Origin of the sequence: Nocardia terrae (assembly GCF_009760405.1) — a bacterium.
GTDB lineage: Bacteria > Actinomycetota > Actinomycetes > Mycobacteriales > Mycobacteriaceae > Nocardia > Nocardia terrae.
Map to the genome: position 1 here is coordinate 1582386 of NZ_WRPP01000001.1, position 16087 is coordinate 1598472.

The 16087-nt window shown below is 67.8% G+C and carries 15 protein-coding genes; 6 read left to right on the forward strand and 9 right to left on the reverse strand.

Annotation, left to right across the window (positions count from 1 at the left end):
- Positions 1–21: 21 nt before the first annotated feature.
- The 4 genes from GPX89_RS07285 to GPX89_RS07300 all read left to right on the forward strand — a co-directional run bounded on the left by GPX89_RS07285 (position 22) and on the right by GPX89_RS07300 (position 3895).
- Positions 22–930, forward strand: coding sequence for a LysR substrate-binding domain-containing protein (locus GPX89_RS07285; RefSeq protein WP_328601586.1), 909 nt, complete (start codon positions 22–24; stop codon positions 928–930).
- Positions 931–1033: 103 nt separating this feature from the next.
- Positions 1034–1810, forward strand: coding sequence for an MBL fold metallo-hydrolase (locus GPX89_RS07290; RefSeq protein WP_157355852.1), 777 nt, complete (start codon positions 1034–1036; stop codon positions 1808–1810).
- Positions 1807–2265: a gamma-glutamylcyclotransferase family protein gene (locus GPX89_RS07295; protein ID WP_157355853.1), complete on the forward strand. Its 459-nt coding sequence runs from the start codon at positions 1807–1809 to the stop codon at positions 2263–2265. Before GPX89_RS07290 ends, GPX89_RS07295 begins: the two co-directional genes overlap by 4 nt.
- A gap of 34 nt (positions 2266–2299) precedes the next feature.
- Positions 2300–3895 (forward strand): acyl-CoA synthetase, encoded by a 1596-nt coding sequence (locus tag GPX89_RS07300; RefSeq protein WP_157355854.1) that lies wholly within the window; start codon positions 2300–2302, stop codon positions 3893–3895.
- Here GPX89_RS07300 and GPX89_RS07305 read toward each other — a convergent pair whose 3' ends face one another.
- From GPX89_RS07305 to GPX89_RS45335, 3 genes are all read right to left on the reverse strand, one after another.
- Complete coding sequence (locus GPX89_RS07305) at positions 3896–4333, reverse strand: RpiB/LacA/LacB family sugar-phosphate isomerase (protein ID WP_157355855.1); 438 nt, start codon at positions 4331–4333, stop codon at positions 3896–3898.
- 18 nt (positions 4334–4351) lie between these two features.
- Positions 4352–5254 (reverse strand): hypothetical protein, encoded by a 903-nt coding sequence (locus GPX89_RS07310; protein ID WP_157355856.1) that lies wholly within the window; start codon positions 5252–5254, stop codon positions 4352–4354.
- A gap of 172 nt (positions 5255–5426) precedes the next feature.
- Positions 5427–6011, reverse strand: coding sequence for a TetR/AcrR family transcriptional regulator (locus GPX89_RS45335; protein ID WP_157355857.1), 585 nt, complete (start codon positions 6009–6011; stop codon positions 5427–5429).
- A 134-nt stretch (positions 6012–6145) separates the two neighbouring features.
- Between GPX89_RS45335 and GPX89_RS07320 the strand changes: the two genes are divergently transcribed.
- Positions 6146–7183 (forward strand): beta-ketoacyl-ACP synthase 3, encoded by a 1038-nt coding sequence (locus GPX89_RS07320; RefSeq protein WP_157355858.1) that lies wholly within the window; start codon positions 6146–6148, stop codon positions 7181–7183.
- A gap of 104 nt (positions 7184–7287) precedes the next feature.
- Here the strand turns inward: GPX89_RS07320 and speD are convergent, their stop codons facing one another.
- The 4 genes from speD to GPX89_RS07340 form a co-directional block, all read right to left on the reverse strand.
- Positions 7288–8502 carry an adenosylmethionine decarboxylase gene (speD, locus tag GPX89_RS07325; RefSeq protein WP_328601659.1) on the reverse strand — a complete coding sequence of 405 codons (1215 nt, stop codon included), beginning with the start codon at positions 8500–8502 and terminating at the stop codon, positions 7288–7290.
- Positions 8503–8514: 12 nt separating this feature from the next.
- Positions 8515–9615 carry a type III PLP-dependent enzyme gene (locus GPX89_RS07330; protein ID WP_157387136.1) on the reverse strand — a complete coding sequence of 367 codons (1101 nt, stop codon included), beginning with the start codon at positions 9613–9615 and terminating at the stop codon, positions 8515–8517.
- A 227-nt stretch (positions 9616–9842) separates the two neighbouring features.
- Positions 9843–12353 (reverse strand): DEAD/DEAH box helicase, encoded by a 2511-nt coding sequence (locus GPX89_RS07335; protein ID WP_328601587.1) that lies wholly within the window; start codon positions 12351–12353, stop codon positions 9843–9845.
- Positions 12354–12466: 113 nt separating this feature from the next.
- Positions 12467–13420: a proteasome assembly chaperone family protein gene (locus GPX89_RS07340; RefSeq protein ID WP_157355861.1), complete on the reverse strand. Its 954-nt coding sequence runs from the start codon at positions 13418–13420 to the stop codon at positions 12467–12469.
- 181 nt (positions 13421–13601) lie between these two features.
- Here GPX89_RS07340 and GPX89_RS07345 point away from each other — a divergent pair, with 181 nt between their 5' ends.
- Positions 13602–14312 carry a sensor domain-containing protein gene (locus GPX89_RS07345; RefSeq protein ID WP_328601588.1) on the forward strand — a complete coding sequence of 237 codons (711 nt, stop codon included), beginning with the start codon at positions 13602–13604 and terminating at the stop codon, positions 14310–14312.
- Between the two features lie 52 nt (positions 14313–14364).
- On the opposite strand, the gene GPX89_RS43740 is transcribed toward GPX89_RS07345, so the two are convergent.
- Together GPX89_RS43740 and GPX89_RS07355 are read right to left on the reverse strand one after the other, a co-directional pair.
- Positions 14365–14925, reverse strand: a complete 561-nt coding sequence (locus GPX89_RS43740) for a hypothetical protein (RefSeq protein ID WP_198347287.1) — start codon at positions 14923–14925, stop codon at positions 14365–14367.
- Between the two features lie 123 nt (positions 14926–15048).
- A complete protein-coding gene (locus GPX89_RS07355; protein ID WP_157355862.1) occupies positions 15049–15999 on the reverse strand; it encodes a helix-turn-helix transcriptional regulator in 951 nt (316 codons plus the stop codon).
- Positions 16000–16087: the final 88 nt, after the last annotated feature.

The window sequence follows — 16087 nt, forward strand, 5'->3', positions numbered from 1 at the left end:
GGTCGCACTAGACTGATAGGCGTGACTGATCAGACTTATCAGCCCACCCTGTCACAGCTGCGTGCGTTCGTGGCCATCGCGGAATACCGGCACTTCGGCACCGCGGCGACCCGGCTCGGCGTGAGCCAGCCAACGTTATCGCAGGCCCTGGCATCACTGGAAAACGGACTGGGGCTGCAGCTGATCGAGCGCAGCACGCGGCGGGTGCTGGTCACCGCCGACGGCAAACGGCTACTGCCGCAAGCCATTGCCACCCTCGAGGCCGCTGACCGATTTGTCGCCTCCGCGGCGGGGCTCGAGCTCGGCGGCGCCCTGCGCCTGGGCATCATCCCGACCGTGGCCCCCTACGTCCTGCCCATGCTGCTGCCCGAATTGCGCAGGCGAATGCCCACTTTGGTGCCGCACGTCATCGAGGATCAGACCGCGCGGCTGCTCGACGGCCTGCGCTCGGGCGTCCTCGACGTGGCCCTGCTCGCACTGCCCGCCGACGCGACCGGGCTGGTCGAGATACCGCTCTACACCGAGGAGTTCGTGCTGGTGCTGCCGCGCGGGCACGCCCTGGCCGGGCGCGCGAATCTGCGCCCCGCCGACCTGGACGCGCTGCCGCTGCTGCTCCTCGACGAAGGCCACTGCCTGCGCGATCAGACCCTGGACCTGTGCCGTGCGAGCGAGGCCCAGCCGGGCGCGGTCGGCGACACCCGCGCCGCCTCGCTGGCCACCGTGGTGCAGTGCGTCGCGGGCGATCTCGGGGTCACCCTGATTCCGGCCATGGCGGTGGCCGCCGAAACCTCGCGCGGCACATTGGACATCGCCACCTTCGCCGCGCCCGCACCGGGCCGCACGGTCGGGCTGGCCTTCCGCTCCTCCACCGCGCGCGGCGACGACTACGACCTGCTCGCCGAGATCATTCGCGAGTGCCGTCCGCAGTGACCTGGACGACGCCTCGAGAGTTGGTAACCCTGCCAAGGGTGGCGGACAAAACCGACAACCTGCGCGGTTGCGCCGTCTCAGACCGTCTGAAACGCTCTGGTCCATGCGGATTCACCACCTGAACTGCGGCACCATGGGATTCGGCCTGATCGACCACTGCCTGCTCATCGAGACCCGCGACGCGCTCGTCCTCGTCGACACCGGGTTCGGGCTCGAGGCCGTGCGACAGCCCGCGAAGATGATCGGTGCCAGCCGTTTCCTGATGGGAGTGAAGCCGACCGAGGCCGAGACCGCGGTGCGCCAGATCCAGCGGCTGGGCTACGACCCGCGCGATGTCCGCCACATCATCCTCACCCACCTCGATCTCGACCACTCGGGCGGGCTGTCGGACTTCCCCGAGGCCACCGTGCACGTCCACGGACCCGAATTCCGGGCCGCCACCGCCACTCCCACGCTCTCGGAGCGCTTGCGGTATCGGGCGGCGCAGTGGGCGCACGGACCCAAGTGGATGGTGAACGAGGTCGAGGGCGCCGAAGAGTGGTTCGGGTTCACCGCGGTGCGGGACCTGCCGGGGCTGCCGCCGGAGATCCTGGTGGTGCCGCTGGCCGGGCACACTCGCGGGCATGCGGGGGTGGCGATCGATCACGGCAACGGGTGGCTGCTGCACGCGGGCGATTCGTTCTTCGTCGAGTCCGCCATTCATCCCGAGGAACCGTTCACGCCGTTCTGGTGGAAGGTCTACGAGACCGGTGCCATCGTCGGCGACGCCTACCGGACAAACCAGCGGCGGCTGCGTGAGCTGCGCAAGCAGCACGGGAACGAGATCACCATCATCAACTCACACGACGCGGGGATCTTCGCACGTACAGTCGGCAGATGACCGACCGGTGGGCACGGAAAATCCCGTCTGCGAGTGATCCGCTTTTCGTTTACGGGACCCTGCGGTTCGGTGAGGTGCTGACCGAATTGATCGGGCGGGTACCGGAAATAGAGCCCGCGCGACTGCTCGGTCGCCGGGCGGCGGCGCTGCCCGGCCGGGTGTATCCCGGGCTGGTGTACGCGACGGGCAGCGTCACCGATGGTTTCCTGCTCACCGGGCTGACCGTCGGCGAGTGGCTTGTCCTCGACGCCTTCGAGGACGACGAATACGATCTGCTGCCGGTCTGCGTCGAGGCGGGGGATCGGGCCGGGTACGCGTGGACCTATGCCTGGACCGCCGAGGTCGAGGAGCGGGATTGGTCGGCGTCGGCCTTCGCCGTCGAGCAGCTGCCTCGTTACCTGGGGAAATGCGCTGCGTGGCGGGCGAATTTGGTCCTGCTCAGCGAGACTGTATGACGCGGGACACATTTGTGCGGTAGAAGTTGGTCGCATGGATGCAGAGGGCACTGATCTAACGGTGGCGGGCGCGCGGTCGCAGGCGCTCGGAGATCTCCTGCGGCGCAGCGCCGCCCGGGTTCCGGACAAGACCGCGCTGGTGTGGCGGGAGCGGCGCGAGAGCTACGCCGAGCTGGACGCGGCGGTGAACCGGGTCGCGCACAGCCTGGCCGATCGCGGTGTGGCGCAGGGCGATCGGGTCGCGATCTACTCGCACAACTGCCGCGAGTTCGTGCTGGCCTACTTCGCGCTGGCGCGGCTGGGCGCGATCTCGGTGCCGATCAATTTCATGCTCACCGCCGACGAGGTGGCGTTCATCCTCGAGCATTCCGGCGCCGTCGCGCTGATCACCGAGGACACGCTGGCCGGTGCGGCCGAGGCGGCGGTGAAACAGCTGGGCGACAGCGAGATCCGGCTGTTCGGCTGGATCGGGCTGAACGGGCTGCCCGCCGGGCCCGGGTGGGAGGACGTGAGCGGCTGGGAAACCCACGCCGACGCCTCCGCACCCGAGGTCCTCGTCGGAGACGACGACCCCATCCAGATCATGTACACCTCCGGCACCGAATCCCGCCCCAAGGGCGCGGTGCTCTCCAGCCGGGCCTTGATCGCCCAGTACACGAGCGTCGTCGTCGACGGCCGGATGAGCGCCGCCGACATCGAAGTCCACGCGCTGCCGCTCTACCACTGCGCCCAACTGCACTGCTTCCTCACCCCCGACCTGTGGCTCGGCGCGACCAGCATCCTGCTGCAGGGCCCGGACCCGGCCACCATCCTGCGCACCATCGAAACCGAACGCGCCACCAAGCTCTTCTGCCCGCCCACCGTCTGGGTCTCCCTGCTGCGCCACCCCGATTTCGACAGCTACGACCTGTCCTCACTGCGCAAGGGCTACTACGGGGCGAGCATCATGCCCGTCGAAGTCCTGCTGGAACTCTCCGAGCGACTACCCGGCGTCGGGCTCACCAACTTCTACGGCCAAACCGAACTCGCCCCGCTGGCAACGGTTCTAGCCCCCGAAGACCAGCTCACCAAGCCCGGCTCCGCGGGCCGCCCCGCCCTCAACGTCGAAACCCGCGTGGTCGACGACGACGATGTGCCCGTCGGCATCGGCGAGATCGGCGAAATCGTCCACCGCTCGCCCCAAGCCATGCTCGGCTACTGGAACGATCCCGCCAAGACCGCGGAAGCCTTCCGCAACGGCTGGTTCCACAGTGGCGACCTCGGCGTCCTCGACGCCGACGGCTACCTCACCGTCGTAGACCGCAAAAAGGACATGATCAAGACCGGCGGCGAGAACGTGGCCAGCCGCGAAGTCGAAGAGGTCCTCTACGAACACCCCGACATCTCCGAGGCCGCCGTGGTCGGCATCCCCCACTCGCACTGGATAGAAGCGGTGACCGCAATCGTGGTGGCCCGCACCGGAACCGACCCCGACGCGATCTCCGTCATCGCCCACTGCAAGCAGCGCCTGGCGGGCTACAAGGTCCCCAAGTACGTGACCTTCGTCGAATCCCTCCCCAAGAACCCCAGCGGCAAGATCCTCAAACGCGAACTGCGCACGCAGCACGCCCATCTCGCCGCCGAAGCCTGATCATTCGATCCGATCCACGTGCGCGATATTCGCGCGATCGCCGGGGTCCGCACTCGGGGCCCCGGCGAACCAGGCATCCAGAATCTCGCCGAGCTGCGCGCGTGAAGTCAACCGCAGACTCAACGCCAGCACGTTCGCGTCGTTCCACTTCCGCGCCCCCTCAGCGGTATACGCGTCCACACACAGCGCTGCCCGAACCCCCGGCACCTTGTTCGCCGCGATCGACGCCCCGGTCCCGGTCCAACAGCACACGACAGCCTGATCCGCCCGCCCATCCGCCACATCCCGCGCCGCGGCCTCACTGGCCCACGCCCAGTCGTCGCGTTCCTCCGGATCCAGCGCCCCGTGCACGATCACCTCGTGCCCGCGCCCCCGCAACTCCTCGACCACATCCCCGGCCACCCCGGTGTCCTCGTCGGCGGCTACCGAAATCCTCATGAGTGCAGTCTGGCGTTCTCAGGAGAAAACGTCGGTGATGGTCTCCGCGGTGGTGGCCCGCCGCAGCCACTGGTCGAGAGTGTCCGCGTCACCGCAACTTTCGATGCGTTCTCGGATCTCGGGAGTGATTTCGAAACGTCGAACGCCCAGGACCGCCATCAAGCCATGTACCAGACCTTCTTCGAGCCCACGCTCTCGGCCTTCCTCCCTGCCCTGCGCCACCAGGTTCCGAAACAGCTCGCTCGTGTACTCGCGGTGCGGTGCCGTGGTCATCAATGCCTCCAGGGAAGATTTGGCCGCATCGTTCAGCTTGCCGTGCACAAAGTCCACGTAAATCCTAGCGCGCTCGGACAGAGCACTGTCCCGACTGCCGATGGCGCTGTCGTGCCAGGTCAGCAACGCATCGAAGATCCGGGTGCGGTCGGATCGGTCTTGGTGTGCGATCGCCGACAGCACGGCGAGTTCCGGTAGGCGAACAGCAGTCTCCGGATCCGTGACAACCGGAACCTGGCTCGGTCCGAGGACCAACGGTTGCACGGAAGAGAGTCCGAAGCCCAGGTCGATTGGTTCGGATGCCCATGCTGCGGTCACGCCGTCGATCACCAAGACCAACAGCACTACTGGACAACGTAGCCGCGCTCGGAGGGTCGCCTTGTACACCGGCCAACTCCACTGTTTGGCGGGATCTGGGCGCAGCTGAACCTCGACCACGATCGCGGCCACCTTCCGGGTACCGGTGGACAGGATTACAACGCGGTCGGCGCGATATTCGGTCGGCTTGGTGTCGGTAAGGTCGGCGCTCGCGGTCTCTGCATGCTCGTAATCGGGAAGTTTCACGCCGAGCGAGGCCGACAGGCTGGCGGCGAGTTCGGGTTCGTTTTCGAAGAGCTCCAGCAGCTGCTCATGTAGCTGAGAGGGCATGCTTCGACGCTAATCCGGCGCTCAATCCTGTTGGTGGGTAGCAGTTTTCCTGTCTGAATGGCGGCGTTGCGACACGCGTAACTGTTCTGTGGCTATCGTCAGGCGAACGGTAGGGCGGGTGGAACTCGGATGTCGTTCTCCTGCAATGGAGTTGAGCGGTCCGTTGGGCCGCTCAACCGCGATCGGGGAGGTGGTGGCGAAGCAGGAAGGTGAGCTGGGTGCCCGCGTCGGTGAAGGGGAGCACGGATTTGAGGGCGCGGCTCTGGACGATGGCGCCCTCGATCACCGAGAGGGTGAAGCCGGACAGGGAGCAGGCGGTGGCGCGCTCGATGCCCGCCTCGACCATGCCGTCGGCGAGGCGGGCGGTCCACTCGGAGAAGGCCTGGCCGGCGGCGGACTGCAGGGTCTGGTCGGTTTCGTCGAGGGCGGCGGCCATCATGAACGAGCCCGCGCGGAAATCGCTGGTTTCGAGCTGGCCGCGCCAGAAGGCGAGCAGTTCGTCCACCCAGCCGGGCAGCGACGGGGCGATCGGGAGGGCGTCGGCCATGCGGCTCACGTGTGAGTAGACCATGCGCGACACCAGTCGCGCCGCGGTCGCCACCAACTCCCCCTTGCCGGAAGGGAAGTGCTGGTAGAGCGAGTTTCTGGAGGCATTGCTGCGCTTGAGCAACTCGTTGAGACCGGCCGCGTGCACCCCGTGTTCCTGGACGGTGGTGATCGTGCTCGCGATCAATCGGGCGCGCGGTCCCGCCGTCATGCAAATCCCTCCAGACTCGTGCAAAACTCTCGAGAACCTTGTGTGAACCGATCGGTCCATGTTAAACCTTACCCATGTGAACCGATCGGTACACACCGTTAGAAGTTTCTGGCGAAAAAGAGGAAATTCCGCGCATGCCAGCTCAGATCGCCACCGCCACCCCGGTCGCCCACGCCGCGTTGCTCGGCCTGGGCGTCTACCGGCCACGCCGCGTGGTCCCCAATGCCGAGATCGTCGACCGCATCGACAGCTCCGACGAATGGATCCGGACCCGGTCGGGGATCGAGGCCCGCCACTGGGCCGACGCCGACGAGACCATCGTCAGCATGAGCACCGCCGCCGCCCGGGACGCGCTCGAGGCCGCGGGTGTCACCGCGCAGCAGATCGACGCGGTCGTCCTGGCCACCTCCTCGCAGATGGTGCTCGGCCCCTCGGCCGGCGCGGTGGTCGCGACCGAGCTCGGCATGCACGACACCGCCGCGTTCGACGTCTCGGCCGGGTGCGCGGGCTTCTGCTACGCGCTGGCCAACGCCGCCAACCTGGTGCGCGCCGGGCAGGCCCGCCACGTGCTGGTGATCGGCGTCGAGCGGCTCTCGGACCTGCTCGACCAGGACGACCGCACCTGCGCGTTCATCTTCGCCGACGGCGCGGGCGCGGTCGTGGTGGGCGCCGCCGAGGAAGAGGGCATCGGCCCGGTCGCGTGGGGTTCGGACGGCAGCCAGACCGCGGCGATCAAGCAGGACAAGGACTTCCAGCAGTACTTCGCGGAGGTCGCCGAGGCCGAGGCCACCGGCGGCCACGCCGAGCGGCCCTACATCCGGATGAACGGGGCCGCGGTATTCCGCTGGGCCGTCACCTTCCTGGAGAAGGCCTGCCGCGACGCCCTCGACCAGGCGGGCGTGACGGTCGAGGATCTGGACGCCTTCGTGCCGCACCAGGCCAACGGCCGCATCACCGACGCGCTGCTGCGCGCCCTGCACATGCCCGAAAGTATCGCTGTCGCAAGGGATATCGCGCAGACCGGCAACACCAGCGCGGCGTCCATCCCGATGGCGATGGAACAGCTGCTGCGCTCGGGGGAGTCCAAGCCCGGTGACACCGCGCTGCTGCTCGGCTTCGGCGCGGGCCTCGCCTACGCCGGACAGGTCGTGCGGCTGCCCGCTATTTCTTGATCTTCAGGGTCGGCGGACAACGAAATCCGTCGTCCCGGACAACGAAAAACGAAGCGCCCCGCACACAGAGGTGTGCGGGGCGCTTCGGTACAGCGGGGAATCGACTAGACGTTCACGCCCACACGCAGCGCGTGCGGCTCGATCGCGCCGCGGACCAGGGCCTGCGCGTCGATGGTCTCGGCCTTGTAGGGCAGCGTCGCCAGCGTCTCGGTCATCTTGGCCACCGGATCCGCGATCGCCTTCGGGGTGCCGAAGATGAAGGTCCACTCGTGCTCGTCGCTCACGTACGGAACGACGGTCTCGAACAGGTTGTGGAACCGGGTCCACGAGCGCTTCAGCGTCTCGTTGCGCCACATGGTCTGACAGCCGGCCTGCGCGGCGAGCACGCCGCCCTCGGCCAGCAGGGCCTTGCAGCGGTTGAGGAAGTCGTCCTCGTAGAGGCGGTTGTGCTGCGCGTCCTCGACCCGCTCGTCGGGCAGGTCGATGCAGATCATGTCGTAGCGGGTGCCCGCCGCCTCCGCGTTGGCCAGGAAGTCCCAGCCGTCGGCGTAGTGCACCTTGATCGGGCCCTCGTGCGCGACCGCCGCGGCCAGATCGGTCTCGGTGTAGCCGTAGGGGAGGTGCTTCGCGCACAGCTCCACCTCCAGCTGGTCGATGTCGACGTGGTCGACGAGCGAAGCGCCCGCGGCCACCGACATCTGCGAGGCGACGCCCTCACCGGAACCGATGATCAGCACCTTGTCCATCTTCTCGGCCAGCGCGTACCCCGGGACCAGCATGGCCTCGTGGTAGGTGAGCTGCGAGAACTCGGTGGACTGGCGGTCGTCGTCGGAGAACAGGGAGATGCCCTGCTCGGTCCGCGCGATCACCATGTGCTGGAACGGGGTGTTGGTGTCGACGATGGTTTCCGTCGTGTTCCACACCCGGGTCAGACCCTCGCCCACCGGCTCGTGGATCCGGCGGGCGGTGTGGCCGCGCTGGATGACCTCGATGTTGACCGAACCCGGAGCCAGCTCCTGCTGCAGCAGCTCCACGGCCTTGGTGGCGCCGGAACCGATGCTGCCGCAAGTGAATACGTCGACGAAGATGTCGCCGGACTCAGGGTAGGTGTGGATCGAGGCGTGCGACTCGGCCAGAAGGGCCAGGATGGTGACACCCTGCGGCTCGAACTTCTTGCTCACGACATCGCAGATGGTCACGCCCGCGGCGACCAACGATTTTCGAAGCGCGGTTTCGAGTCGTTCGAGGTCGTCGCAGAGGTTGGCGTCGACACCACCGAACTCGGCCAGCACGTGCCAGCCGGTGAATTCTGCCGTGATCATGGCTAAAACTCACTCTCGCTCAGCGCCAGTGACATGAACAGTCAAAGGCGGAAAACCGTTGAAGGACACCGACGAATAGCTCGCCGTATAGGCGCCGGTTTCGAGGATCCGGACGGGATCACCGGCTCGCAACGTGGTCGGAAGGAGGACACGCGTGCGTTGATAGAGTACATCGTCGCCGTCACACGTAGGACCGGCTACGACAGCTTCGTCCTTCGGATCCGTGTCCCGATCGGTTTGGAATCGGTAGGCGATGTACTCGTTCTCGGTCTCGGCCATGCCGTTGTAGCGGCCGATATCGAGGTATACCCAGCGCCGCCCGTCCGGCGCCACGCGAACATTCACCACTTCGGCGTGGATGACACCGGTATTGCCCACCAGGGCGCGACCGGGTTCCACGACGAGCGCGGTGTGTTCCGGGAGGTAGCGGCTCGCCGCGTCGGCGATGGCCGCGCCCAGCTCCGCGAGTCCGGGAGCCGGATCGGCATACGAAATCGGAAGTCCCCCACCGATATTCACCGCCGTGACCGGAATGTCCTTGACCGCCAACGCTTCCGCGATGGCACCGGCCTGCTCGATCCCGATGCCCCAGGCCTTCGGGTCCAGCTGCTGCGAGCCGACGTGGAAGTAGGGGCCGACGACCTGCAGGCCCAGATCGTGCGCCCGCACCAGCAGCCGCTTGGCCTCGCCCGGCGCGCAGCCGAACTTGGTCCCGAACGGTGTCTGCGACTGCGGGGCCGAGGACAGGAACCGGCACTCCACCTCGGAGCCGGGGGCGTGCTCGGCGATGCGCTCGAGATCGTCCTCGGTGTCGAAGGCGTAGCGCCGCACGCCGGCCGCGTAGGCGGTGGCGATCTGGGAGGCCTTCTTGATCGGATTGCCGTAGCACATGACGGCCGGATCGACGCCCTGCGCGAGGCAGAGTTCGATCTCACCGACGCTGGCGACGTCGAACTCCGCGCCCTCGTCGTTCAGCAGCCGGATGATCTCCGGCACGGGACTCGCCTTGACGGCGAAGCGAATTCGTGCCGCAGGTAGGGCGGCGTGCAGTGCGCGGTAGTTCGCGCGGACCTTGTCGAGGTCGATGACCAGACAGGGCGACTCGGGCAGGTTTCGACCGGGCAATCTAAGGGAACTCTTTTCTGTCGGCCAGGGCGGCGGGGACTCAGGCAACCTGCGCGACAATACACGCGTCGAGCCTCGAAAAACGAACCGGTGGACGATCGATTACGTCACTCTAACGCCGGGATTCGTTCACGTGCCCCGTGCGACGTCTTACGAGAGTGTGACCCCCGACCGTCGCGCGGCGCCGCGGCTATCACCGCAGACCGGACCGGTCAGCCCGCGGTGACCGAAACCTCGTCGAAGACCACTTCGCCCGCCGCGTCCGATTCGGCCAGATCCACGATGGCATTGAGGGACCAGCCGTGGTCGCCATTGGGGTCGTCGAGCACCTGGCGGACATCCCAGAATCCCGGTCGCTGCTCGACCCGGAACAGCTGCGGGCCACGGGCGTTCGGACCGGTCCCGATGGTCTCGTATTCGTCGAAGTAGGGGCCGAGCTCGCCTTCCCAGTCCAGCTCGTCGCCCATCTCGGCCAGCGCGTCCCAGCGTTGCAGCGCCGCCAGCTCCACGCGCCGGAACATGGCGTTGCGCACCAGCACTCGGAAGGCGCGCTCGTTGGCGGAGATCGGCCGCACCGTCTCCGCGCCGAACGCGACCTGCTGTTCGTCGGATTCGGCGCCGGGATTGGTGAGCTGCTCCCACTCGTCGAGCAGGCTGGAGTCGACTTGGCGAATGAGCTCGCCGAGCCATTCGGTGATGTCGTCGAGTTCCTCGGTGCGGGCCTGCTCGGGCACGGTGCGCCGCAGCGCGCGGTAGGCGTCGGCGAGGTAGCGCAGCACCACGCCCTCGGAGCGCGCCAGCTCATAGCCGGACACCAGTTCGGCGAAGGTCATGGACCGCTCGACCATCTCGCGCACCACCGATTTCGGCGACGGCTCGAACTCCGACACCCACGGGTGCCCGGCCTTGTAGGTCTCGAAGGCGGGCTCGATCAGCTCGGCGGCCAGCGGCTTGGGCCAGGTGACCTCTTCGAGGAGTTCCATGCGCTCCTCGTACTCGATGCCGTCGGCCTTCATCTCCGCGACCGCCTCGCCGCGCGCCTTGTGCTGCTGGGCCATGAGCAGCTGGCGCGGATCCTCGAGGGTCGACTCGATGAGCGAGATCACGTCGAGGGTGTAGGTCGGCGACTCCTTGTCGAGCAGTTCCAGCGCCGCCAGCGCGAAGGGAGAGAGGGGCTGATCGAGCGCGAAGTCGCGCTGCAGGTCGACCATGAGCCGGGCGTGGCGTCCGTACTGGTCGGGTTCGTCGAGCTGCTGCACCACGCCCGCGTCGCGCAGCGCCCGGTAGAGCCGGATCGCCTTGAGGATGTGCTTGCGCTGGGCCGCGCGCGGCTCGTGGTTCTCCTCCAGCAGATGCCGCATGGCGTAGAAGCAATTGCCTTTGCGCGCAATCACATTCAGCAGCATGGCGTTGGTGACGTTGAACCGCGACTGCATAGGTTCGGGCGAGGCCGCCACCAGCCGGTCGAAGGTCTCCTCCGACCACGACACGAAACCCTCGGGCGGCTTCTTCTTCTGGACCTTCTTGAGCTTCTTGGGATCGTCGCCGGCCTTGGCGATCAGCCGCGCGTTCTCCACCTCGTGCTCGGGGGCCTGCACCACGACCGTGCCCAGGGTGTCGTAGCCCGCGCGCCCGGCCCGCCCGGAGATCTGATGGAACTCGCGGGCATTGAGCCGCCGGGTGCGCACGCCGTCGTATTTGGTGAGTCCGGTCAGCAGCACCGTGCGGATCGGCACATTGATGCCAACGCCGAGAGTGTCGGTGCCGCAGACCACTTTGAGCAGCCCGTCCTGGGCCAGCTTCTCGACCAGTCGCCGATATTTGGGCAGCATGCCCGCGTGGTGCACGCCGATGCCGTGGCGGATGAACCGCGACAGCGTCTTGCCGAAACCGGTGGCGAAACGGAATTCGCCGATGGCCGCGGCGATGGAGTCCTTGTCGGCCTTGGACGAGATGTTCACGCTCATCAGCGCCTGCGCCCGCTCCATGGCGGCGGCCTGGGTGAAGTGCACGACGTAGACCGGCGCGAGGCTGGTGGTCACCAGATCCTCGAGAGTCTCGGTGATCGGGGTCCGCACGTACGAGAAGCTCAGCGGCACCGGCCGTTCCGAACCCGACACGATCGCGGTTTCGCGCCCGGTGCGCCTGGTCAGGTCCTCGGCGAAGAAGTCGACCTCGCCGAGCGTGGCCGACATGAGCAGGAACTGCGCGTTGGGCAGTTCGATGAGCGGCACCTGCCACGCCCAGCCGCGATCGGGGTCGGCGTAGTAGTGGAACTCGTCCATGATCACCTGGCCGACCTTGGCCGCCGCGCCCTCGCGCAGCGCCAGATTGGCGAGGATCTCCGCGGTCGCGCAGATGATGGGCGCGTCCGGGTTGACCGCCGCGTCGCCGGTGACCATGCCGACGCGGTCGGCCCCGAAGATCTCGCACAGGGCGAAGAACTTCTCGCTGACCAGCGCCTTGATCGGTGCGGTGTAGTAGCTGCGCTCGCCCTTGTTGAGCGCGGCGAAATGCGCGCCCAGGGCGACCAGCGACTTGCCGGATCCGGTCGGCGTGTTGAGGATGACGTTCGACCCGGTGACCAGTTCCAGCAGCGCCTCCTCCTGCGCCGGGTAGAGGTTCAGCCCCTCACCGGCGGCCCAGTCGGCGAATGTCTCGTACAGCCAATCCGGATCCACGTCGGGTACGGCACGGTCGGGAACCAGTTCGGACAGCTGCACGTCGAGCAACGTTACCGGTCGACCCGCCGAAACCCGGCAACGACCACTGGATGACACCGTCGGCGTAGCCGCCCTTGATCCCGCGCACGGCCGGAGCGAATGCGGAGGTGCGCCTACCGCAGCGGCGGGTTCTCCGGCCCGTCGCCGTCGCCGAACCCGGCCTGCTCGGCCAGGAAGCGCTCGAATTCCGCGCCCAGCTCGTCGCCGGTGGGCAGTTCCTGATCGCTGGCCAGCAGCGAGGACTGGCGTTCCTGCGCGGTGACGAAGCTGTCGTACTGACGCTCGAGCGCCTGCACCACGGTCTCCACCTCGGAGTTGCCCGCGATGTGCTCGTTGACCTGTTCGCGCACCCGCGCGGCGGCGTCGGTCAGCGCGGCCAGGGGTAGCTCGAGCCCCGCGTTCTCGGCCACGTTCTCCAGCAGCGTCTGCGCGGCCTCGGGGTAGGCGGTCTGGGTCAGGTAGTGCGGCACGTGCACCGAGAAACCGACCGACTCGTGGCCGTGCTGGGCCATGCGGAATTCCAGCAGCGAGGACGCGCTGCCGGGCACCTGCAGCTCACCCGGCCAGCGCTGGTGATCGCCGATCAGATCGGAATCCGAGGCGTGGGCGGTGACGCCGAGCGGGCGGGTGTGCGGAATGGCCATGGGAATGGCCGAGAGTCCGATGGTGCGGCGCACGCCGAGCTGTTCGGCCAGCAGGCGCACCGCGGTGACGAACTTCTCCCAGCGCAGATCCGGTTCCAGCCCGGCCAGCAGCAGGAAGGGCGTGCCCGCGGTGTCCTTGAGCGCCCACAGGCTCAGCTCCGGCTCGGTGTAGTCGGAGAAGTGATCGGTCTTGAAGGTCATGAGCGGACGTCGCGAGCGGTAGTCGAGCAACTCGTCCATGTCGAACGAGGCGACCAGTTCGTGCTCGAGACTCTCCTTGAGATGCGTGGTGGCCAGGCGCACCGCGTGCCCCGCGTCGGTGAAGCCCTCGAGACCGTGCACCAGAACCGGACCCGCGCCATCGTCGGACGACAACTGCGGAGCCGGGAATTCCAGCTCGTACATTCGCGACTCGTAGTCCATCGCGTGCTCCTTCCTGCGTGGCCCACTCTCGCGACCATCCACATTGTCCCTCATGGGCATGACAGGTGTGCACCACCCGCACCAGGGGTGCAACACGCCGACGGGTGACACACATTCCCGACGTGCCGGTACGCGGCGTGGCAATCGGTGTGAACAGCCGATTTTCGGCATAGTGGACGAGGTGACCGTGCCCTTCCGAACCCCCTCGCGCAGCTGCTACCGCAGGTCCGTCGGCACGGTAGGGGTCGCGTTATCGGGAGTTCTGCTCGCCGCGTGCGGAACCACGGTCTCCGGTCATCCGACGGCGGCGCGCAATCCGGTCACCCCCATCGTGAGTGTCGACGGTCTCACCAAGCTCCTGCCGGATCCGTCGCAGTTCCCCACCCGCTACACGGCGCTCGTGCTCCCCGCCGACACCGCGAAACAGGCGGCCGACGATCTGAACGGCTATCTGCCCGGGGCGCAGGTGGATCCGAGCGCCTGCGCGCCGGAGACACCCACCGCGGGGCCGGTCGCCGCGGTCGGCAACGACGACACCACCCGCGCCACCCTCACCGTGGTGCTCACCCGATCCACGCAACCGCTGTCGACACTGCGAAATCAGTTGCAGGGCTGCGGCACCGTGCGACTCGGGCATTCGGGGGCCACCTCGGTCGTGACCACCCAGCTGGATCCGCCGCCGCCCGCCAATGCCGACGACTCGCTCGCCATCAAGCGCACGGTCGGCGCCGAGAACAGCCGGACCGGCCTGACCCGCACCATGCAGTCACTGGTCGGTCAGATCGGCGATGTGCGAATCAATGTGACGTACATGACCTCCGGGACCGCCTCGGACAGCGAGGCGCTCGACGCCCTGTTCACCACGGCGCTGCGCAAGGTTCGCAAGGGCTGAGTATCCCGGGGGAGGGAGCCGACCCCCGCCGTGTTCCGGCTCCCGGGCCCGATCAGCAGACGGGCAGCGGCGTCGAGGACCCCGCGGAACCGCTTCCGCCCGAACCCGATCCGGCCGAGCCGCTGCCGCCCGACCCGGTGCCCGACCCGCTGCCCGCGGAGCCGCTGCCGCCCGAGCCGGTGCCCGAGGAACCGCCGCTGGAGGAACCGGGGATGAACGAGGAGATCGGCGGGCAGGTCCCGCCCTTGCCCACCACGTAGACGGTGGAGGTGCTGGAGAGCCCCTGCCGCGCGGTGAGGTTGTAGGTGCCGTCGGTGTCGGGGTGCCAGGGCATGTTCGCGGCGGCGCCGTCACCGTAGGAGGTCGGGGTGATGGTGCCGAGCAGGGTGCCGTTGACCAGGAAATCGACCGGGGCCAGTTCGTCGGTGCCCGAGAGCGAGACCTGGATGCTGCAGCCGTTGGCGACCGAGCAGGTCTTGTCGCTGGTGAGTCCGGCGACGCTGATTCCGGCGATCGACGCGGTGGCCGGACCGGCCAGCATCGATCCGGCCACGAGGGCGAGCGCGGTGGCCGCACCCGCACCGGCTGCGGCTCGGTGGAGCTGAATTCTCATGGGGAAATCCTTTCGGCGCTTTGAAGGGGTGCGCCGGGCGGAGATTAACAGTGAAATACTAATGATTCACATGAAATCGGCACTGCTGCAGCATGATTCGTTTATCGCATGACCGGGAAGCGGTTACTCTCCGGTAAATCGGTAGCGCCGCACCAATTCCGCGCCCAGCCGGGCGAGTTCGGCGCGCACCGACTCCGGTTCGACCACCTCCACGGCCGCGCCCCAGCCCGCCAGCTGCTGGGCGATCATGAGCGGTGTCGGCGCGGTGATCCGGGCGCGGACCCGGCCGTCACCGGTCGGGCCGTCCAGGATGCAGTGCCGCCCCTGCTGTTTGCGCAGCACCGGCGCGAGCGTCGCGGTGATCAGCACGGTCGCCGACAGCGAGGAGCGATGCCGCTCGACCTCCTCCACCACCTCCGACCAGGCCGTGGACAGATCGAAATCCTCCGGGCGGTGGGCGATCTCGTCGGTGGTCTCGACGGTCGCGATCCGATCCACCCGGAAGGTCCGCTGCCCGTTCTCGGTTCCGGCCACCAGGTACCAGGTGCCGTCCTTGTCCACCAGGCCCCAGGGATCGACCAGGCGCCGGGTCCGCTGCCCGGCGCGTTCGTAGCCGAGCCGGATCTTGCGGCGGCGCACCACCGCTCGCTGCAGCTCGTCCACCAGGGCGGGCGGGCGTTCATCCGATTCGCCCCAGCGCGCCGGGTCCACGACGATCGCGCCCGCCGCCGCCTCGGCCTCGAGCCGGAACGGTTGCGGCAAGGCGCGCAACAGTTTCCGCAGCGCCGACTTGGTTTCCGAACTCGCGGTGGCCACCGGGCCCAGCAGCAGGAACAGCGCTCGGGCCTCGGTGGCGGTGAGCCCGCTCAGGTCCGTGCGCGCGCCGCCGACCAGGGCCCAGCCGCCGCCGCGTCCCGGCTGCGGATAGACCGGAATCCCGGCCGCCGACAGCGCGTCGAGGTCGCGGCGCGCGGTCGCCACCGAGACCTCGAGTTCGGCCGCGACCTGGGCGGCCGTGACCCGGCCCCGGGTCTGCATGAACAGCAGGGTCGCCACCAATCGATCCGCGCGCATGCCTGAGATTCTGCCCGTCAAAGTGCTCATTCGGTGAGCACTTTGACTGTGATGATGGATTCATACCGACCACCACCCGATGAGGAGA